Raw genomic sequence first — 18,698 nt, 5'->3', positions numbered from 1 at the left:
GATGGATTTCCTCAACGCGCTGATCGCGATCACCAATTACGTCATCATCCCCGGCACCGCCTATGGCGCGCAGCTGGCGCTTGGTGCGCTTGGCGTCACGCTGGTCTACTCGATCCTGCGGTTCTCGAATTTCGCCCATGGCGACACCATGGCCTTCGGCACCGGCATCGTGATCCTGATCACCTGGGGTTTCCAGAGCCTCGGGATCAGCTTTGGTCCGCTGCCGACGGCACTGCTGGCCCTGCCCTTCGGCATCGTCATCACCGCCGCGCTGCTTTTGGGCACCGATCGCGTGGTCTACCGCTATTACCGGCGGACCCGCGCCGCGCCGGTGGTGCTGGTGATGGTCTCGGTCGGGGTGATGTTCGTGATGAATGCGCTGACGCGCTTTCTGATCGGGGTCGACCAGATCAACTTTGACGATGGCGCACGTTTTGTGATCACAGCCCGGCAATGGAAGGACTGGACCGGCCTGGCCGAGCCGCTGACGCTGCGCTCGACGCAGGTGATCACCGTGGTGACGGCCGTTATCGTGATGGCGGCGCTGTTCTGGTTCCTGAACCGCACCCGCACCGGCAAGTCGATGCGCGCCTTTTCCGACAACGAGGACCTGGCGCTGTTGTCGGGCATCGACCCGAACCGCGTGGTCACCGTCACCTGGATCCTGACCGGCGCGCTGGCGACCATTGCGGGCACCCTCTATGGCCTCGACAAGTCCTTCAAGGCGTTTACCTATTTCCAGATCCTGCTGCCCATCTTCGCCTCGGCCATCGTCGGCGGCATCGGCAGCCCGGTGGGCGCCATCGCGGGGGGCTTCGTGATCTCGTTCTCGGAGGTCGGTCTGACCTATGCCTGGAAGAAGGTCGCGGGCTACCTGCTGCCGAACTGGCACCCTGACGGGTTGGTCCAGCTTCTGTCCACCGATTACAAATATGCGGTCAGCTTCACCATCCTGATCCTGGTGCTGATCTTCCGGCCAACGGGCCTGTTCAAGGGGAAAGTGGTATGAGCACCTCTCGTCAACCGGGGCAGACATCGGCCCTGCGGGCGCCGCTGTTCTTTGCCGTGCTGGCGCTGCTGCTGATCTTCGAGGGCGTCACCTCGGGGTGGAATTCGGCGCTCGGGATCCTGAACATGGGACTGATCTCGGCGATCATGGCGCTTGGGGTGAACCTGCAATGGGGCTATGCGGGGCTGTTCAACGCCGGTGCCATGGGGTTCCTGGCGCTTGGCGGCATCGCACCGGTGCTGATCTCCATGCCGCCGACGCCGGGCGCGTTCCGGGCGGGCGGCATGGGGCTGATCGCGGCCTTTGCCATTGCGATCATCGCCGTGCTGCTGGCGGTGCTGGCCTGGCGCCGGCTGAAGATCCGCGGCCGTGGCCTGCTGGTGACGCTGATCCTGCTGGTGGGGTTCTTCGCCTACCGGGGCTTCTTCGATCCGGCGGTCGAGGCGATCGAGGCGATCAACCCATCGGCGGCAGGCAATCTGGGCGGGCTGAACCTGCCGACGCTGGTCAGCTGGCCGGTGGGGGCGCTGCTGGCGGCGGGGGCGGCCTGGCTGGTCGGCAAGACCGCACTTGGCCTGCGATCCGACTATCTGGCCATCGCGACGCTCGGCATTGCCGAGATCCTGGTGGCCATCCTGAAGAACGAGCAATGGCTGGACCGCGGCGTTCTGAACGTCAACGGCATCCCCCGGCCCTGGCCCGTCCCGTATGAGATCGACCTGCAGAACAGCCCCTCCTTCGTCCACATGGCGCAGGGCTGGGGGATGGATCCGGTGCTGGCCTCGACGCTGACGGTGAAACTGGCCTATCTGGCGCTGTTCCTTGTCGTCGTGCTGCTGCTGATCTGGGGCTGCGAGCTGGCGCTGAAATCGCCCTGGGGCCGGATGATGCGCGCGATCCGCGATAACGAGGTCTCGGCCGCGGCGATGGGCAAACATGTCACCCGCAGGCATCTGCAGGTCTTCGTGCTGGGCTCGGCGGTGATCGGGCTGGCGGGGGCGATGATGATCTCGCTCGATGGGCAGATGACGCCCTCCAGCTACAACCCTCTGCGCTATACCTTCCTGATCCTGGTCATGGTGATCGTGGGGGGCTCGGGCAACAACTGGGGCTCGGCGCTTGGTGGCGTGCTGATCTGGTATCTGTGGGTCAAGGCCGGAGACTGGGGCCCGGACCTGATGGGGCTGATCGCGGCACCCCTGCCCGATGGCGGGCTGAAGGCCCATCTGGTCGATGCCTCGGCCTACATGCGGATGCTGGTCATGGGGGTGCTGCTGCTGCTGGTGCTGCGGTTCTCTCCAAGGGGCCTTCTGCCCGAGAAATGATCCACGAAGGGGCGCCTGTCGGGCGCCCCTTACTTGCTGCGGTCGCGGTAGTCGCGCGGCGTGCAGCCCAGCAACCGGCGGAACATGGTCGAGAACGCCGCCGGGCTGTCATAGCCCAGATCCATCGCGATCGCCGTCACCGCATCCCCCTTCACCAGCCTGGGCAGCGCCCCCAGCACCAGCGCCCTCTGGCGCCACTGGTCGGGCGACAGGCCGGTCTGGTCGCGGAAATGCCGGGTAAAGCTGCGCCGGCTCATCGCGGCCTGCGCGGCCCAGTCCTCCAGCGACAGCCGGGCCGAGGGCGCCTGCAAGGCCTTCTGGCATAGCCGCCACAGCCGTGGATCCTTTGGCAAGGGCAATGCCAGGGGCTGTTCCCGCAGGCACGAGATCTCCTCGACCAGCAGCGCCATCAAAAGCGCGCTGCGGGTGTCGGGGCGTTCGGTATCGGGGATGGCGTGGACCTCGACGATCAGGGCCCGGGCCAGATCGCTGACCGACAGAACCCGTGGCCGGTCAAAGACATGATCCGACACCCCCCGCTTCAGATAGGTCGAGCGCATCCGCACCGGCCCGAACATCTCGACCGCATGGACGCAGCCTGCAGGGATCGCCAGCGCGCTGTCGGGCGGCACCATCCAGCTGCCCTGGTCGGTCTGCACATGCACCACCCCCGAGAGCGCATGCATCAGCTGGTGCCGGGCATGGCTGTGCGGCCGTATCGTCGTGGCCACGGGATAATCCGAGGCCAGGCTGACCAGCTGGCTGTCGGCCTGTTCGACCTTGTCGATGCGGAGGAACAGGTCCACGGGTACCTGCTGCGGCATGGCTGACCTCTACTTTGGCCCGATTGCGAATGTTTTGGACCAAACCACGAAAGACGGACCCCTGCAACATGGGCTAGCTAGGGCAAAAAAAAGGATAACCTCCATGACAGATGCCACTTCCGGCAGCCTCCCGAATGCGGCCCCGCGGGACGCAGCCCGCACCAGCTACGTGATCCTTGCCGCGATCAGCTGCTGCCACCTGCTGAACGACCTGATGCAGTCGCTGCTGGCGGCGCTCTATCCGATGCTGAAGACCGAATTCGCCCTGGCGTTCTGGCAGATCGGCCTGCTGACCTTTTGCTTTCAGCTGACCGCCTCGCTGCTGCAGCCGGTGGTGGGGATGGTGACCGACAAGCGGCCCTTCCCCTATGCGCTGCCCCTGGGCATGGCCTCAACCATGGTGGGGCTGGTGACGCTGGCCTTCGCGCCGGGCTACGGCCTGCTGATCTGTGGCGCCGGGCTGATCGGTCTGGGATCTTCGGTCTTCCACCCCGAAGCCAGCCGGGTCGCGCGGGCGGCCTCTGGCAGCCGCTTCGGGCTGGCGCAGTCGGTCTTTCAGGTGGGCGGCAACTTTGGCACGGCCATCGGTCCGCTGCTGGCGGCCTTCGTGGTGGTACCGCTGGGTCGGCCCTCGGTCGCGGCCTTCGCCGGGGTGGCGCTGGTGGGCATGGTGATCCTGACCGGGGTCAGCCGCTGGCATGCCCGCGAACATGCCGTGGCGAAAAAACGCAAGGCGGTCCGGGTGCAGACCCTGTCGCCACGCCGCGCGGCTTTCTCGGTCGCGGTGCTGCTGGTGCTGATGTTCTCGAAACAGGTCTACATGGCCGCCATGAGCAACTATTTCACCTTCTTCCTCATCGACCGGTTCCATCTGTCGACCACGGATGCGCAGCGCATGCTGTTCCTGTTCCTGGCGGCCGTCGCGGCAGGCACCGTCATCGGCGGCCCCGTGGGGGACCGCATCGGCCGACGCACGGTGATCTGGGTGTCGATCCTGGGGGTGTTGCCCTTCACGCTGATGCTGCCCTTCGCCTCGCTGTTCTGGACCGCGGTCCTGAGCATGATCATCGGCGTCATCCTGGCCTCGGCGCTGCCTGCGATCATGGTCTTCGCGCAGGATCTGCTGCCGGGCCGCGTGGGCACCGTGGCGGGCCTGTTCTTCGGCGCGGCCTTCGGCTTTGCCGGCATCGCGGCGGCGGGCCTGGGCTTTCTGGCGGATGCCACCAGCATCCGCTTCGTCTTCGACCTTTGCGCCCTGCTGCCGGTGCTGGGCCTGCTGACGGTCTTCCTGCCGAAACGGGACGAACTGTCCTGATCCCCCGCGCAAGGGCGTCCGCGCCCTTGCCTGCGCCCTGGGCGCGCTCTACCCCCGGGGGCATCTTTGCAAGAGAGGTGCCCCCATGATGCAAACTGCCCCCCGAACCCTGCTGTTCGATCTGGACGGCACCCTGGTCGATCCTGCCCGCGGCATCGTCGGCGCCTTTCGCCTGGGACTGGAAGAGCTGGGCGTTGCTGCCCCGCCGGCCGCGGATCTGACCTGGATCATCGGGCCGCCGCTGCGCCGCAGCTATGCCGCATTCCTGCCCCCCGATCAGGTCGAGGCCGGTGTCGCGGGCTATCGCCGCCATTACAACGCCGGCCTGATGTTCGACGCGACCGTCTACGCCAGCATCCCCGAAACCCTTCACGGCTTTCGCGCGGCCGGGCACCGCATGATCATCTGCACCGCCAAGCCGCGTCCCTTTGCCCTGAAGGTGCTGGGGCATTTCGACCTTCTGCCGCTTTTCGAGGCCGTCTATGGCGCCGAGCTGGACGGCCGTTTTGATGACAAGGGTGACCTGATGGCGCATCTGCTGCAGGCCGAGGGCCTCGGGCCCGAGCAGACCGTGATGGTCGGCGACCGCGCCAATGACACGCTGGCCGCGCATCGCAATGCGGTGCCCTCGATCGGCGTCACCTGGGGCTATGGCAGCCCCGAGGAGCTGACCTCGAACCACGCGACGCTGCTTTGCGACCGCCCCCAGGACCTGCCCGAGGTGATTGCGCAACTGTGACAGCGAATTCAGCGTCCTGTCGGCCTGCCTTCAAGTCCTGCCTTAGCCCAGGATATTGAAGCCGCCGTCGATGTAATGCACGCCGCCGGTGACATTGGCGGCCTCGCGACTGGCCAGGAAGGCGGCATAGGCACCGCAATCCTCGATCGTGGCCAGCTGGTGGGTGGGCGCGCGGGCGGCCGTGGCCTCCATCAGCGCATCGAAATGGGCGATGCCACTGGCCGCCCGGGTCTTCAGCGGCCCGGGCGACAGGGCATGCACGCGGATCTTCTTTGGACCCAGTTCGGCTGCCATGTAGCGGGTGACGCTCTCCAGCGCCGATTTCACCGGGCCCATGATGTTGTAATGATCGACGACCTTCTCGGCGCCGTAGAAACTGACTGTCATGCAGGTGCCCCCCTGCGGCATCAGCGCTTCGGACCGGCGCACCAGCTCGATAAAGCTGCCGACCGAGATATCCATGGCCTGCTGAAAGCCATTGCGGGAACAGTCGGTGACGCGGCCGTGCAGATCGTCCTTCGGGCAGAAGGCGATGGAATGCACCAGCGTATCTAGGCGCCCCCAGCGGGTTGCGATCTGCTGAAACAGCGCCTCGATCTGGTCCGGCTGGCTGACATCCAGCGGCGCGATGATCGGGCAGTCCAGTGCCTCGGCCAGAGGGCGAACATGAGGTTCTGCCTTTTCATTCAAATATGTTATGGCCAGTTCTGCACCCTGCGACTTAAGGGCGCGGGCACAGCCGTAGGCGATGGAGCTGTCATTGGCGATACCGACGATCAGGGCCTTCTGGCCCGCGAGGGAAAACATGCGGTGTCCTTTCCGGGGCAGGTCGCGGCCATCCCAACCCGTTCCGCCGGGCGGCACAAGATCCCCCTTCGGGACCTGCCGCATATGCCGCAGGCTCCGCCGGAAATTCCGGCAGGCTCAGACGTTGCCGATCCGGTCGAGCCGCGCCGTTGCCATGGACGGCAGGGTCAGCGCGGCGGCAACGTTGGCGCGCTGATACGCTTTGGAACAGATATCGGCGATCAGCAGCACGTTCGGGCTGCGGGCCAGCAGCCAGCCACGCGCAATTTGCGGCGGAAATCGGCCTCGCGGTTCAGGAGCCGGTCGTCTCGGTCATCGCGCCAGGCACCGTTCCGGGTGACCAGGGGCAGAAAGATCCGCCCGGCGCAGATTGGTGCGCCATGTCGCCTTGACCTGCGCAACCCAAGGCTGCACTAGCTGGACAAGCCCTTGCGCGCAATGCCGGGGCCTTCACCTGTCAAGTTTCACCAGTACATTCACGGATCGCTCTATGTCGTTCAAAACCATCGGCCTTTCGCTGGGCCTTCTGGTCGCCTCGCTGGGCCATGCCTCGGCGCAGACCCTGTATTTTTCGGCCATTCCCGATGAGGACGAGACCAAGCTGGTCGCGCGCTTCTCGAAAGTGGCCGACTACCTGTCGACGACCCTGGGCGTCGATGTGAAATTCGTGCCGGTGAAAAGCTATGCCGCCTCGGTCACGGCCTTCCGCAACAACCAGATCCAGCTGGCCTGGTTCGGCGGGCTGACCTCGGTGCAGGCGCGGCTGGCGGTGCCGGGGGCGCAGACCATCGCACAGGGCAAGGAAGACCCGACCTTCATTTCGTATTTCATCGCCAATGTCTCGACCGGCCTGACGAAGGGCGACGCCTTCCCCGAAGCCGCCAAGGGCATGAGCTTTACTTTCGGCGCCAAGACCTCGACCTCGGGGCGGTTGATGCCGGAATATTACATCCGCAAGGAGACGGGCCTTGCGCCGGAGGACTTCTTCTCGAAGGTGGGCTTCTCGGGCGATCATTCGCAGACGCTGCGGCTGGTGGCCTCGGGCGCCTATGACATCGGCGCGCTGAACTATGCCGTCTACGACAAGGCCGTGGCCGAACATGACCCGGACACCGAGAAGGCCAAGGTGATCTGGCAGACGCCGCCCTACCCGGATTACAACTGGACGATCCGCGGCGATGTGGACGCGACCTTCGGCGCGGGCTTCATCCAGAAGGTCCAGGACGCGCTGGTCAACCTGCACGACCCCGAAATCCTGGCGGCCTTCCCGCGCGAGGCCTTCATCCCCGCCAAGAACGCCGATTTCGATCCCGTCGAGGTCACCGGCAAACAGCTTGGCCTGCTGGAATGAGCTACGCGCGGCTTGATGGGGAATCGCTGGGCTATGGTCAGACCACCATCCTTCGGGAGGTGCGCTTTGACCTGAGCGCGGGCGAACACGTGGTGCTGCTGGGCCGTTCCGGTGCCGGCAAATCCACCCTATTGAGCCGCGTCTACAGTGATCTGGCGCCGCGCGAACGCGTGGCGCTGGTGCCCCAGGATCATGCGCTGGTGCCGCAGTTGTCGGTGGCGCGCAATGTCCACATGGGTCGACTGGACGATCACGGAGCACTACGGAACCTGCGTGATCTGATGTGGTTGCCGGGCGCAACGAAAGCACTGATCGAAGATTGCCTGACATCAGTCGGCCTGCAGGGACTGGCCGCGCGCCGGGTCGAGGCGCTGTCGGGTGGCCAGAGGCAGCGGGTGGCGCTGGCGCGGGCGCTGTACCGGGGCGGCGCCGCGCTGATCGGTGACGAGCCCGTCTCGGCTGTCGACGAAACCCAGGCTGTGGCGCTGCTTGAGACCCTCCAGAACCGTTTCGACACGACGCTCGTGGCGCTGCACGACGTCCGGCTGGCGCGCCGCTTTGCCACCCGGCTGGTCGGCATCGGCCGCGGCCGGATCCTGTTCGACGCCCCCCCACAGGAGGTCAGCGATGCGCATCTTGCCGATCTCTACGGCTGAGCGTCCCCGCCTGAGGGTCATCCTGCTGTTCGCGGCGCTGGCGCTTTTGGCGCTGCCCTTTGCGGATCTGGGGATGGCCGACCACAACCCCTGGCCGGTGGTCGGGCGGATGCTGGCGGGCTTTCTGCACCCCGATTTCGGTGCTGTCGACCAGATCGGGCGGGCGCTGTGGCTGACGGTCTGCTTTGCGGTGGCGGGTGTCGCGCTTGGCGGCACGGTGGGGCTGGGGCTGGCACCCTTCTACCACCTCGGGCCGGTGCGGGCGGTCTGCATCGCGCTGCGCTCGGTCCACGAACTGTTCTGGGCGCTGATGCTGATGCAGGTGCTGGGCATCGCGCCTGCCACCGGCGTCCTGGCCATCGCCCTGCCCTATATTGGTATTTTCGCCAAGGTCTTCTCGGAGCTTCTTGAGGAAGCAGATCAACGGCCCGCCCGGGCCCTGCCGCCCGCCACCGATGCGCTGTCGCGGTTCCTTTGGGCACGGGCACCGATGGCGCTTCAGGCGATGGCCAGCTATACGCTCTATCGGCTGGAATGCGCGCTGCGATCCTCGGCGGTGCTGGGGTTCATCGGGCTGCCGACGCTGGGCTTCCAGCTGGACAGCTTTTTTGCCATCGGCAATTACGGCGCTGCCAGTGCCATCATGATCTGCTACGTGGCGATGATCGCCTCGATGCGGCTGTGGATGCGGCCGCGGCTGGTGCCGCTGTGGCTGCTGGCGGGGATCTGGACGCTGGCCACCTACCCCAGCCTGCCGATGGGACAGGGCGCGCTGACGCGGTTCCTGACCCATGACATCGTGCCCGCACCGCTGCGCCAGGGCTGGGATGCGGGCGCCCTTTGGGCCTGGGCCAAGCCCTTGCTGCTGACCGAGGCCCTGCCCGGCCTGATCGCCACGCTGCTGGTGGCGCAGATCGCGCTGGCGCTGACCGGGGCGCTGGCCTTCGCGGCCTTCGGGGTGCTGGTGCCGCGCGTCACCGCCCGGCCGCTTCGCTGGATCGGCCATCTGGGGCTGGTGGTGCTGCGCAGCTTCCCTGAATACATGCTGGCCTACCTGTTCCTGCAGGTCTTCGGCCCCTCGATGCTGCCGGCGGTGCTGGCGCTGGCGCTGCACAACGGCGCCATCATCGCGCATCTGCTGGGCCGCCAGGGGGAAACGCTGGTGCCGGGCCTGCGTGCCGATGCACCGCGCGGCCTGACCCTCTGGGGCTACGAGATCGCGCCGCGCCTGACCGGCAGCTTCCTGGCGCTCTGTCTTTACCGCTGGGAGATCATCCTGAGGGAAACCGCCGTCATGGGCCTGCTGGGGGTGGCGACGCTGGGCTTCTTCGTCGACAGCGCCGTGCAGGAACTGCGGCTGGATCGCGCGCTGCTGCTGCTTGTCGCGACGGGGGGGATGACGGCGGTGGTCGATGCGCTGTCGCGGCGGCTGCGGCGGCGCATCGGCGGGCCCAACAGTTCGCGGACCCGCGCCGATTGCTGCTGATCAGTGCGGATGATGGTGCCCGCCCAGGTCGCTGTAGAATTCCGCATGATCGGGCGGCGGCGCACCGGTGGGGCGAACCAGCTCGTAGCGGATCAGGAACTTGTCGCCCTGATGCAGGGCGCGCAGCTTGTCGACCAGCTCGGCGCCGGCAACGGTGCGGCGCTGGTGGTGGCGGACATGCTCGACCCAGGTGGCGGTGCGGTAGCGTTCCCACCAGATCTCGGGGTCGATCATGTCGCGGGCCAGGATCCAGCCCCGGGCCCCATCGCGGATCCGGCGGCGGCGGCGTTCACGCATCAGGATAAGAAAGTCGCGTATATCTGCCTCTCGAATGCGATATCCGACTTCGGTGACGATCGGGCCGCTGTTCGGACGGATGTCCAGCGCCATGGCGGGCGGCGTCCAGGTTGTATGGGCATCGAGGCGGCTGGGGTCGAAATCCTTCAACGTCACGTAGCGCCCCAACACCGCGCCTGCCGCCAGCACCGCCCCCGAGATCAGCAGCGACGCGGGCAGGCTGATCTGTTCCGCCAGATAGCCCCAGACCCAGCTGCCAAGCGCGTTGCCGGCAAAGCACGAGGTCTGATAGAGCGCATGGCACCGGCTGAGGACCCATCGGGGCGAGGACAGCTGGATCGTGGTGTTGAAGGTCGAGAGCGTCAGCAGCCAGCTGGCCCCGGCGCCCGCGGCACCCAGGATCGTCAGCACCAGCCAGGGGCTGAGCGCGATCACCACCAGGGCTGCAGCAAAGCACAGGAAGCCGCCGCGGATCAGCCATTCCAGCGACAGTTTCTCGCGCAGGCGGGCGGCGCCCAGGGCACCGCTGACGGCACCGGCGCCGAAGCCGCCGAAGATCAGACCATAGGTCTGGGGGCCGCCATGGACCAGTTCCTTGGCAATGAGCGGCATCAGCGCCATGACCGAGATCCCGGCAAAGTTGAAGATCCCGGCACGCAGGTTCACCTTCAGATGCCTCGGCGACAGCGCCACATAGCGCAGCCCGGCAATCATCGCGCCACCCATGGGTTCGGGCGGCAGGCGGTTCGGGTCCTCGTTGCGCTTCCACCGCGAAGCCACCAGCATCACACCCAGATTTGACAGCGCGTTGATCGCGAAGGCGGCGAAGGCGCCCAGGAAGGCCACCAGCGCGCCGCCGATGGCCGGGCCCACGGTGCGCGCCAGGTTGAACCCCATCGAGTTCAGCGCGATGGCGGGCGGCAGGTCTTTCTTGGGGACGATCTCGGCGGTCATGGTCTGCCAGCCGGGATTGTTCAGCGCCTTGCCGGCGCCCACCAGGAAGGTGAACAGCAGCAGCAGCCAGGGTGTCAGCCACTCCAGATAGGCAAAGACCGCCAGCGTGGTCGAGACCACCAGCAGGAAGGCCTGCGACCAGATCACCGTTGTCTTGCGCCCGATGGCATCCGCCAGCGCGCCCGCCGGCAGCGAAAACAGCATCACCGGCAGCGCCACCGAGGTCTGCACCAGCGCCACCATCTCGGCCGAGCCATGCAGAGAGGTCATCAGCCAGGCGGCGGCGACCATCTGGATCAGCCAGCCGAAGTTGGCGGACAGCCCGGTCAGCCAATAGGCCAGATAGGCGGGATTGCGCAGCGGGGCAAAGGGGCTGGGGCGGTCACTCATCGGGGGAAGGTCCTGAGGGCGGCTGTCTGGGCTACGCCGCATCTGGCCCTCGCCTGACCGGAAGGTCAAGCAAGGGCCAGGGAAAAGGCGCCTGTGGCCCATGGCTTGGGCGGTGTCGTTACGGTGGCGCCTTAGCTGTTACCTCAGGCCGTCAGGGCGGCAGCGGCCTTGATCGGGTTGAATTCGGTCACCCGGTATTCGGCCAGGCCGTTCTGGCGGAACGGGTCCTCGTCCAGAATGCGCTCCAGCTCGGCGCGGCTTGCGGCGGTGGCCAGGATCACCCCGCCGGTGCGCGGCACCTTCGGCCCCGAGGCAATCATCGTGCCACTGGCATAATGGCGATCCAGGAAATCCCGGTGCGGCGGCACGAAGGGATCCAGCCTGTCGAGCGGCACGAGGTAATGCAGATCGACGACGAACAGGGTCTGGTCTGGGGGCAGAAGGGGCATCGGGCGCTCCGGGTCGTTTGGGATCAGGTCTGGGGGTCCTGCAGGCTGCGCGCCCAGGTGCGGGCGGCATCCGACAGCGGCAACAGCGCATCAAAGACGGTGCGGCCCAGATCGCTCACCGCATAGCCCTCGGGGGTTCTGGTGACGAAGCCTGCGGCCTGCAGTTCCTTCAGCCGGGTGTTCAGAACGGTCGGAGAGATGCTCTCGCAGGCGTCCTGCAGGCTGCGGAAGGTCATCGGCCCCTGCCGGGCCAGCGTCCACAGCACCCCCATGGCCCATCTTCGGCCCAGAAGGTCGAAAAGCGCCATGATCGGGTTGCCGCTGCGCGATCCGCGCACGGCCTCGCCGGGTCTGGGGAAATCCATCGGTGTCTCCGCGTTGCTATGGAAATGATAGCATCCACCCTGCCCGGCGTCCGCTATTATTTTCGTAGCACTCGGGTCTGCACGGATCGGCCATGAAAAAGGCCCCGTGCCGGATGACACGGGGCCCGATCAGATGCGGCGGGGCGACGGATCAGTCGCGGGCGCGCTCGACATAGGTCAGATCGGCGGTGTTGATCACCACGCGGGTTCCCACGGCGATATGCGGCGGCACCATGATGCGCACGCCGACGTTGGTGATCGCGGGCTTGTAGCTGGAGGACGCGGTCTGGCCCTTCAGCACCGGCTCGGTCTCGGCGATCTCGACGGTGACGCGCTGCGGCAGTTCGATCGAGATCGGGTTGCCTTCGAAGGTCTGCAGGAAGACGCGCATCCCCGGCTCCAGGAAGGCCGAGCTGTCGCCCACGACGTCGGGGGACGCGGTGACCTGCTCAAAGCTTTCGGGCTCCATGAAGTGATAGCCTTCGCCGTCGTCATAGAGGAAATCGTATTCGCGTTCGTCGACCAGCGCCTTTTCGACCTGTTCGGTGGTCTTCCAGCGCATGGTGACCTTCACGCCGTCCTGGATGCCGCGCATGTCGACAGAGGTGGTGGGCGTGCCCTTGCCGGGGTGGAAGTTCTCGGCCTTGAGCACGACGAACAGTTTGCCGTCCTGCTCGACGACGTTGCCCTTCCGGAGCGAGGAAGCGATGACTCTCATCGGTGTTGTTCCTTGTGGGTGGCTTCGGCGCAGGGTATGCGCCCGATCGTGCCCGGCCCTAGCCGAAGATCACAGGAAAATCCAGACTGCAGGTGCATTTCATGTCCCATTCTCCCTGGTGGACCCCGTCCCGTCATGCGGACCGCCGTCCGGCGCTGCTGGCCCGCAACCGTGCACAGGCCGCGATCCGGGGGTTTCTTGCGACGCAGGACTTTGTCGAGGTTGACCCCAATGCCCTCGTGCCCAGCCCCGGAAACGAGACGCATCTGCATGCCTTCGCGACGCAGATGATCGGCAATGATGGCGCGGCGCGGGTGATGTATCTGCACACCTCGCCGGAATTCGCGATGAAAAAGCTGCTGGCGGCGGGCGAGCCCCGCATCGCCGCCTTCACCCATGTCTGGCGCAACCGTGAACGGGGGCACAGGCACAGCCCCGAATTCACCATGCTGGAATGGTATCGCGCGGGCCAGGATTACACGGTGCTGATGCAGGACGTGGCGCAGATGGCCCGGCTGGCCTGCGATGCCGCCGGCAGCACGCTGTTGCGGCACCGCGATCTGACCTGTGATCCCTTCCTGCCGTTCGAACGGGTCTCGGTCGCGCAGGCGTTTCGCGATCATGCCGGGATCGACCTGCTGGCGACGCTGTCGGCGGATGGCACCACCGACCGCGCGCGTCTGGCGGCGGGCGCTCGGGCCGCGGGGGTGGTTCTGGCCGCAGATGACACCTGGTCCGACATCTTTTCCCGCGTGCTGTCGGAACGGGTCGAGCCGCACCTGGGTCAGGGCTGCCTGACGGTTCTGGACCGCTATCCGGCGGCCGAGGCGGCGCTGGCGCGCACCTGCCCCGACGACCCGCGCGAGGCCGAGCGCTTCGAGGTCTATGCCTGCGGTGTCGAGCTGGCGAACGGGTTTGGCGAACTGACCGACCCCGCCGAACAGCGTCGCCGGTTCGAGGCGGAAATGAACGAAAAGGAACGGATATACGGCGAACGTTATCCTCTGGACGAAGAGTTTCTGGCGGCGCTGTCGCTGATGCCCGAGGCCTCGGGGATTGCCATGGGGTTTGACCGGCTGGCGATGCTGGCCACCGCCGCGCCCTCGGTCGATCATGTGATCTGGACGCCGGTTGCGGGTTAACGCTCGCCCCGGCGGTAGGGCTGCATCAGCGCCTGCGGCACCCGGGCGCGCCGCGCCATGACGATCAGCGCCAGGATCGACAGCAGATAGGGCAGCATCAGGAACAGCTGGTAGGGCACGCCCTCCACCACGGTTTGCAAACGCAGCTGGAACGCATCGCAAAATGCAAACAGCAGCGCCCCCAGCAGCGCCCGCCCCGGCCGCCACAGGGCAAAGACCACCAGCGCCACGCAGATCCAGCCGCGCCCCTGCACCATGGTCGGGAAGAAGCTGTTGAAGGCCGCCAGCGTCAGGAAGGCGCCGCCCATCCCCATCAGCGCCGATCCGGCCATCACGGCGCCGATCCTCAGCCGGATCGGATCTATGCCCTGGGCATCGACCGCATGGGGGTTCTCACCCGTCATCCGCAGCGCCAGCCCCAGGGGCGTGCGGTACAGCACCCATCCCAGCACCGCGACCAGCACCAGCGCCAGGTAGGTCGGCGGCGTCTGGTCGAACAGCACCGGCCCCAGGAACGGGATCTGCGACAACCCGGGCACCGGCCAGGGCTGGAACGGCACCACCGTCGGCGGGCTGGAGGACGTGGGCACCGCCAGCCGAAAGACATAATAGGCAAAACTGGAGGCAAACAGCGTGATCCCCAGACCCGTCACATGCTGCGACAGCCCCAGCACCACCGTCATCACCGCATGCAGCAGGCCGAACAGCGCCCCTCCGGCGGCGGCGGCCAGCATCCCCAGCCACAGATCGCCGCCCCCATGCACCGTCAGCCAGCCCAGCATGGCGCCGAAGGTCATGATCCCCTCGATACCAAGGTTCAGCACCCCGGAGCGTTCGCACAAAAGCACCCCCAGCGTGCCAAAGATCAGCGGCGTGGCGATCCTCAGGACCGCTTCCCACAGCCCGACCGAGGCCAGGATATCCCAAAGAATGCTCATCTGCGGATCCGGTATTGTGTCAGGAACAGGGCCACCAACATGCACAGCAGCGACAGTGCGACGGTGACATCGGCGATGTAGGACGGGATCGCCAGCGCCCGCGACATGCTGTCGGCGCCGACGAACATGACGGCCGAAAACAGCGCCGCCGCGATGACCCCCAGCGGATTGAGGTTCGCCAGCATGGCGATCACGATCCCCGAATAGCCAAAGCCCGGCGACAGATCGGTGGTGACATAGCCCTTGACGCCCAGCACCTCGACCGCGCCCGCCAACCCCGCCAGACCGCCCGACAGGCAGGCCACGATCACCAGCGTCCGCCCCAGCGGTACGCCGGCAAAGGCCGCGGCCCGGGGGTTCAGCCCCGCGGCGCGGGCCCGCATTCCGAAAACGGTCCGTGCCTGGATTGCGGCGACAACAAGCGCCGCCCCCACCGCGATCAGCAGCCCCGCATGCAGCCGGGTCCGGGCCATCAGCCTGGGCAGCATCGCATCATCCGGCACCGGCACCGATTGCGGCCAGCCGAAGGCCAGCGGGTCCTTCATCGGCCCCTCAATCATCATCGACACGAACAGCACCGCGACAAAGTTCAGCAGCAGGCTGGTCACCACCTCGTCGACGCCAAAGCGCAGCCGCAGTCCCAGCGGTACCAGCAGCAGCACCATCCCGGCCACGGCGCCGCCCAGCAGGCAGAGAATTGTGATCACAGGCCCCGGCAGGGTCGTCACAGCCGGGATCATCGCCAGCGCGGCAACGCTCAGCGCACCCAGATAGAACTGCCCCTCGCCCCCGATATTCCAAAGCCTTGCCCGAAAGGCCACCGCAGCCGCCAGCCCCGTCAGCATCAGCGGCGTCGCCCGCGTCAGGGTTTCCGAAACCCCCAGCCGCGAGCCGAGCGCCCCTTTCAGGATCAGCCGATAGGCATCCGGGACATTGGCCCCGGCGATGGCGATCAGGATCCCGGCCAGAATCAGCGCTGTGATCACAGCACCAAGCGGTGCCAGCAGCGTCATCCAGACAGGCACGGCCGCGCGGCGTTCAAGGCGCATGGGTGACCTCCAGGCGGGCGGCTTCGTCCCAGTCGCCCGCCATCATCAGCCCCAGCAACCGGGGCGAAGCGGCCTCGGCCGGGATCGCCGGGGACAGCCTGCCGCCGACGATCGCGCGGATGCGATCGGACAGCGCCATGACCTCCTCCAGATCTTCTGAAATCAGCAAGATGCCGGCGCCCCGGGCGCGGGCCTCCAGCAGGCGGGCATGGACCGCGGCAATCGCGCCCTCGTCCAGGCCCCGGCTGGGCTGAGCGGCCAGCACGATCTTGGGACCGGCCTCCAGCACGCGGCCCAGGATCAGTTTCTGCATATTGCCCCCCGACAAAAGCCGGATGCGGCCGTCGGGCCGGGCACCGCGGACATCGTAATCGTCCAGTATCTTTTGGGCAGCAGCCCGGGCCACCCCGCGCCGCACCACCCCATGATATGAGAATTCCGGGGCCCAAAGCCTTTCCAGTACGGCATTTTCCCAAATCGTCATGTCGCCTATCGTGCCCTCGGCATGGCGATCTTCGGGAATGCGGCCGATGCCTGCTGCCATGGCATGGGGCACGTCATGGCGCTTTGGCACCTGCCCGCCGATCCTCAGCTGGCCTGAGGTCGGTGTGATCACACCGGACAGGATCCCGGCAAGCACCGTCTGCCCATTGCCTGAGACACCGATGATGCCCAGCGTCTCGCCTTTGCAAAGTTGAAATGTTGCGCTTTGCAAACCGGGCGCGTGCAGATCCAGGGCCTCCAGCAGAACGGGCCCCTTCTGACCTGGCAGACGCCGGGGGCGTGTCACCGCATGGCCCACCATCAACTCGGCCAGCTCCTCCCGGGTGGTGTCAGCGGTGCGCCGTTCGGCCACCACCCGGCCCCTGCGCAACACCACCACCCGGTCCGAGGCCGCCATTACCTCGGGCAGTTTGTGGCTGATGAAAATCAGTGACAGCCCCTGCCCGGCCATATGCCGCAGGGTTTTAAAAAGGCTTTCGGATTCCTGCGATGTCAGAACCGCCGTCGGCTCATCCAGGATCAAGACACGGGCCTCGTTATAAAGCGCTTTCAGGATCTCGACACGCTGGCATTCGCCGACCGACAAATCCGCCACCCGGGCCTCGGGGTCGATCTTCAGGCCAAAGCGTTCCGACAGGGCCACCAGCCGCGTCCGCGCGCCTTTCCGGTCAGACCGCAGGCGCCACAGAGGCTCGGTCCCGGTCATCACATTGTCCAGCACGCTGAGGTTCGGCGCGAGAGCGTAATGCTGGTGCACCATGCCGACGCCGGCGCGGATCGCCGCGCGGGAGCGGCCCGGTGGCAAGCGCTGGCCATCAATGCGTACCTCGCCCGAATCTGCGGTGTAGTGACCGAAGAGGATCGACATCAGCGTCGTCTTTCCGGCACCGTTTTCTCCAAGCAGAGCAATGATTTCACAGCGCCCGAGGGTCAAAGAGACGTCTTCGTTCGCGGTGACGGGACCAAAGCGCTTGGTGATGCCGCGCAGTTCCAGGACCGGGGTCATGTGGCGCCTCCGAACAGCGCGATTGGGTGCTGCCAGCGTCCCTCTGCCTCCAGTGTTGCGGCGAGGGTCAGCAGCCGCAGGTCGCCTCCGATCGGCCCGATCAGCTGAACCGGCAGCGGCAGTCCGCAGGTATCGACACCGAAGGGCAAGGTCAGCGCCGGGGCGCCGGTGACATTGGCCAAAGCCGCATAGGGCGCAAACCGATCCATGCGGATCAGTTGCAACTCCGGGTCCTGGTGATTGGTGGGAAAGGCGCCCAGAGGCGGAGGTGCCGTGGACAGCATCGGCGTCAGCAGTACATCGACCGTCTGGAAAATCTGCCACAGGGCATGAGCGGCCGAAACACCGGCTTCTTGCGCGGTCCACAGATCCCGGGCGGATAGGGCCATACCCCGCTTTGCAAAAGCCTGGGTCAGGGATTCGCAAATTGACAGATCCAGGCCCGCTTCCTGAAGCGCGGCCATGTTGGTGCTGATGATGCGGTCAAAGGCACGGGCACTTATGCGCCGCAGCGGCTCCAACTGGCGGGCGGGCACGGGGACAAGACGATGACCTGCGGCTTCCAAGGCGCGGCCGGCGTCTTCAAGCACCTGCAGCCGATCATCGGAGATACCCTCGGCTTCGCTCAGCAGGCCGATGGCAAAGCGGCCGTCATCAGGCCATTGCATCGGATCGGCCGTGGCACCGCATGCCCTTCCGGTGACGCAAGGCCAGAGCGCGCGGGCATCGCGGACGCTGCGGGTCACCGCGAATTCGGTGGCAATGCCGCCCAGATGGTTGCCAAAGCCCGGCCCCCCCGGAATCGCCCCGCGCGAGGGTTTCAACCCAACCAGCCCGCAGGCCGCGGCCGGGACACGGATCGATCCTCCGGCATCCGTGGCATGGGCCAGAGGCACGATCCCAGCGGCAACCGAAGCTGCCGCGCCACCCGAAGATCCGCCCGCACTGCGTTGAGGATCAAGGGGATTTCGACAAATCGGCCCAACATCCGGCTCCGCCGACAACGACAGGCCGAATTCTGGAACGGTGGTGGCGCCAAAGGGCCGGAAACCGGCGGCCCGGAACCGCGCCGCCAGATCACTGTCTGCCACCCCCTTCTTGCCGGCCAGCGCGGCCGAACCTGCCCGCATCGGAATCCCCGCGAAAGGCCCGCCCAGATCCTTGACCAGCAGCGGCACCCCGGCAAAAGGGCCTGACAGAGGGCCGTCCAAGACCGGTTCCTTGGGCCTGAGCCAGGTGATGGCGCCCAGATCCGAGACCTTGGCCGCCTGCGCGCGGGCCAGGGCCATCGCCCCACCCGCGTTCAGTGCCCCCGAGGCGATCGCCCGCGCCAGATCCAGCGCATCGGTCAGCGGCGGAACAGACGTCATGGGG

At 66.6% G+C, this 18,698-nt stretch carries 18 protein-coding genes; 8 read left to right on the top strand and 10 right to left on the bottom strand.

Features of this window, described 5'->3' with window-relative positions; translation table 11 throughout:
- Position 1 precedes the first annotated feature (1 nt).
- Both AC2ITM_RS09255 and AC2ITM_RS09250 read left to right on the top strand, forming a co-directional pair.
- Positions 2-1,009, top strand: a complete 1,008-nt coding sequence (locus AC2ITM_RS09255; protein WP_486466366.1) for a branched-chain amino acid ABC transporter permease — start codon at positions 2-4, stop codon at positions 1,007-1,009.
- Positions 1,006-2,334, top strand: a complete 1,329-nt coding sequence (locus AC2ITM_RS09250; RefSeq protein WP_486466365.1) for a branched-chain amino acid ABC transporter permease — start codon at positions 1,006-1,008, stop codon at positions 2,332-2,334. The genes AC2ITM_RS09255 and AC2ITM_RS09250 overlap by 4 nt, the downstream gene beginning before the upstream one ends.
- Before the next feature lie 29 nt (positions 2,335-2,363).
- Here AC2ITM_RS09250 and AC2ITM_RS09245 read toward each other — a convergent pair whose 3' ends face one another.
- Positions 2,364-3,140: an AraC family transcriptional regulator gene (locus AC2ITM_RS09245; protein ID WP_486466364.1), complete on the bottom strand. Its 777-nt coding sequence runs from the start codon at positions 3,138-3,140 to the stop codon at positions 2,364-2,366.
- Positions 3,141-3,261: 121 nt separating this feature from the next.
- On the opposite strand from AC2ITM_RS09245, the gene AC2ITM_RS09240 reads away from it, so the two are divergent.
- Both AC2ITM_RS09240 and AC2ITM_RS09235 read left to right on the top strand, forming a co-directional pair.
- Positions 3,262-4,473 (top strand): MFS transporter, encoded by a 1,212-nt coding sequence (locus AC2ITM_RS09240; protein WP_486466363.1) that lies wholly within the window; start codon positions 3,262-3,264, stop codon positions 4,471-4,473.
- Between the two features lie 85 nt (positions 4,474-4,558).
- Positions 4,559-5,212: an HAD hydrolase-like protein gene (locus AC2ITM_RS09235; RefSeq protein ID WP_486466362.1), complete on the top strand. Its 654-nt coding sequence runs from the start codon at positions 4,559-4,561 to the stop codon at positions 5,210-5,212.
- 42 nt (positions 5,213-5,254) lie between these two features.
- On the opposite strand, the gene fabI is transcribed toward AC2ITM_RS09235, so the two are convergent.
- Complete coding sequence (fabI, locus tag AC2ITM_RS09230) at positions 5,255-6,019, bottom strand: enoyl-ACP reductase FabI (protein ID WP_486466361.1); 765 nt, start codon at positions 6,017-6,019, stop codon at positions 5,255-5,257.
- A gap of 490 nt (positions 6,020-6,509) precedes the next feature.
- Between fabI and AC2ITM_RS09225 the strand changes: the two genes are divergently transcribed.
- The 3 genes from AC2ITM_RS09225 to AC2ITM_RS09215 are packed head-to-tail and all read left to right on the top strand — an operon-like array spanning position 6,510 to position 9,512.
- Positions 6,510-7,370: a putative selenate ABC transporter substrate-binding protein gene (locus tag AC2ITM_RS09225; RefSeq protein WP_486466360.1), complete on the top strand. Its 861-nt coding sequence runs from the start codon at positions 6,510-6,512 to the stop codon at positions 7,368-7,370.
- On the top strand, positions 7,367-8,026 hold the full coding sequence (locus AC2ITM_RS09220) for an ATP-binding cassette domain-containing protein (RefSeq protein ID WP_486466359.1): 660 nt from the start codon (positions 7,367-7,369) through the stop codon (positions 8,024-8,026). The genes AC2ITM_RS09225 and AC2ITM_RS09220 overlap by 4 nt, the downstream gene beginning before the upstream one ends.
- Positions 7,998-9,512 (top strand): PhnE/PtxC family ABC transporter permease, encoded by a 1,515-nt coding sequence (locus tag AC2ITM_RS09215; protein WP_486466358.1) that lies wholly within the window; start codon positions 7,998-8,000, stop codon positions 9,510-9,512. The genes AC2ITM_RS09220 and AC2ITM_RS09215 overlap by 29 nt, the downstream gene beginning before the upstream one ends.
- Here the strand turns inward: AC2ITM_RS09215 and AC2ITM_RS09210 are convergent, their stop codons facing one another.
- From AC2ITM_RS09210 to efp, 4 genes are all read right to left on the bottom strand, one after another.
- Entirely contained in the window at positions 9,513-11,153 is a 1,641-nt protein-coding gene (locus AC2ITM_RS09210; RefSeq protein WP_486466357.1) for an MFS transporter, read from the bottom strand.
- Between the two features lie 143 nt (positions 11,154-11,296).
- Positions 11,297-11,602 (bottom strand): YciI family protein, encoded by a 306-nt coding sequence (locus AC2ITM_RS09205; RefSeq protein WP_486466356.1) that lies wholly within the window; start codon positions 11,600-11,602, stop codon positions 11,297-11,299.
- Positions 11,603-11,625: 23 nt separating this feature from the next.
- On the bottom strand, positions 11,626-11,967 hold the full coding sequence (locus AC2ITM_RS09200; RefSeq protein WP_486466355.1) for a winged helix-turn-helix transcriptional regulator: 342 nt from the start codon (positions 11,965-11,967) through the stop codon (positions 11,626-11,628).
- A 151-nt stretch (positions 11,968-12,118) separates the two neighbouring features.
- A complete protein-coding gene (efp, locus tag AC2ITM_RS09195) occupies positions 12,119-12,685 on the bottom strand; it encodes an elongation factor P (RefSeq protein ID WP_486466354.1) in 567 nt (188 codons plus the stop codon).
- Between the two features lie 101 nt (positions 12,686-12,786).
- Between efp and epmA the strand changes: the two genes are divergently transcribed.
- Entirely contained in the window at positions 12,787-13,827 is a 1,041-nt protein-coding gene (gene epmA / locus AC2ITM_RS09190) for an EF-P lysine aminoacylase EpmA (RefSeq protein WP_486466353.1), read from the top strand.
- On the opposite strand, the gene AC2ITM_RS09185 is transcribed toward epmA, so the two are convergent.
- The 4 genes from AC2ITM_RS09185 to AC2ITM_RS09170 are packed head-to-tail and all read right to left on the bottom strand — an operon-like array spanning position 13,824 to position 18,694.
- Complete coding sequence (locus AC2ITM_RS09185) at positions 13,824-14,765, bottom strand: ABC transporter permease (protein WP_486466352.1); 942 nt, start codon at positions 14,763-14,765, stop codon at positions 13,824-13,826. The genes epmA and AC2ITM_RS09185 overlap by 4 nt on opposite strands.
- Complete coding sequence (locus AC2ITM_RS09180) at positions 14,762-15,814, bottom strand: ABC transporter permease (RefSeq protein WP_486466351.1); 1,053 nt, start codon at positions 15,812-15,814, stop codon at positions 14,762-14,764. Before AC2ITM_RS09180 ends, AC2ITM_RS09185 begins: the two co-directional genes overlap by 4 nt.
- Complete coding sequence (locus AC2ITM_RS09175) at positions 15,804-17,324, bottom strand: ABC transporter ATP-binding protein (RefSeq protein ID WP_486466350.1); 1,521 nt, start codon at positions 17,322-17,324, stop codon at positions 15,804-15,806. Before AC2ITM_RS09175 ends, AC2ITM_RS09180 begins: the two co-directional genes overlap by 11 nt.
- Positions 17,321-18,694, bottom strand: coding sequence for an amidase (locus AC2ITM_RS09170; protein WP_486466349.1), 1,374 nt, complete (start codon positions 18,692-18,694; stop codon positions 17,321-17,323). The genes AC2ITM_RS09175 and AC2ITM_RS09170 overlap by 4 nt, the downstream gene beginning before the upstream one ends.
- Between the last annotated feature and the right edge of the window lie 4 nt (positions 18,695-18,698).

The sequence above is a fragment of the Pseudooceanicola sp. NS-SX9 genome (genome assembly GCF_057380705.1).
This window is presented reverse-complemented; position numbering and strand designations above follow the sequence as displayed.

Coding starts and splice junctions, on each gene's coding strand:
- epmA (WP_486466353.1), top strand. CDS start 12,787: ATGTCCCATTCTCCCTGGTGGACCCCGTCCCGTCATGCGGACCGCCGT.
- AC2ITM_RS09220 (WP_486466359.1), top strand. CDS start 7,367: ATGAGCTACGCGCGGCTTGATGGGGAATCGCTGGGCTATGGTCAGACC.
- efp (WP_486466354.1), bottom strand. CDS start 12,685: ATGAGAGTCATCGCTTCCTCGCTCCGGAAGGGCAACGTCGTCGAGCAG.
- AC2ITM_RS09215 (WP_486466358.1), top strand. CDS start 7,998: ATGCGCATCTTGCCGATCTCTACGGCTGAGCGTCCCCGCCTGAGGGTC.
- AC2ITM_RS09255 (WP_486466366.1), top strand. CDS start 2: ATGGATTTCCTCAACGCGCTGATCGCGATCACCAATTACGTCATCATC.
- AC2ITM_RS09205 (WP_486466356.1), bottom strand. CDS start 11,602: ATGCCCCTTCTGCCCCCAGACCAGACCCTGTTCGTCGTCGATCTGCAT.
- AC2ITM_RS09250 (WP_486466365.1), top strand. CDS start 1,006: ATGAGCACCTCTCGTCAACCGGGGCAGACATCGGCCCTGCGGGCGCCG.
- AC2ITM_RS09225 (WP_486466360.1), top strand. CDS start 6,510: ATGTCGTTCAAAACCATCGGCCTTTCGCTGGGCCTTCTGGTCGCCTCG.
- AC2ITM_RS09175 (WP_486466350.1), bottom strand. CDS start 17,324: ATGACCCCGGTCCTGGAACTGCGCGGCATCACCAAGCGCTTTGGTCCC.
- AC2ITM_RS09210 (WP_486466357.1), bottom strand. CDS start 11,153: ATGAGTGACCGCCCCAGCCCCTTTGCCCCGCTGCGCAATCCCGCCTAT.
- AC2ITM_RS09235 (WP_486466362.1), top strand. CDS start 4,559: ATGATGCAAACTGCCCCCCGAACCCTGCTGTTCGATCTGGACGGCACC.
- fabI (WP_486466361.1), bottom strand. CDS start 6,019: ATGTTTTCCCTCGCGGGCCAGAAGGCCCTGATCGTCGGTATCGCCAAT.
- AC2ITM_RS09170 (WP_486466349.1), bottom strand. CDS start 18,694: ATGACGTCTGTTCCGCCGCTGACCGATGCGCTGGATCTGGCGCGGGCG.
- AC2ITM_RS09180 (WP_486466351.1), bottom strand. CDS start 15,814: ATGCGCCTTGAACGCCGCGCGGCCGTGCCTGTCTGGATGACGCTGCTG.
- AC2ITM_RS09185 (WP_486466352.1), bottom strand. CDS start 14,765: ATGAGCATTCTTTGGGATATCCTGGCCTCGGTCGGGCTGTGGGAAGCG.
- AC2ITM_RS09240 (WP_486466363.1), top strand. CDS start 3,262: ATGACAGATGCCACTTCCGGCAGCCTCCCGAATGCGGCCCCGCGGGAC.
- AC2ITM_RS09200 (WP_486466355.1), bottom strand. CDS start 11,967: ATGGATTTCCCCAGACCCGGCGAGGCCGTGCGCGGATCGCGCAGCGGC.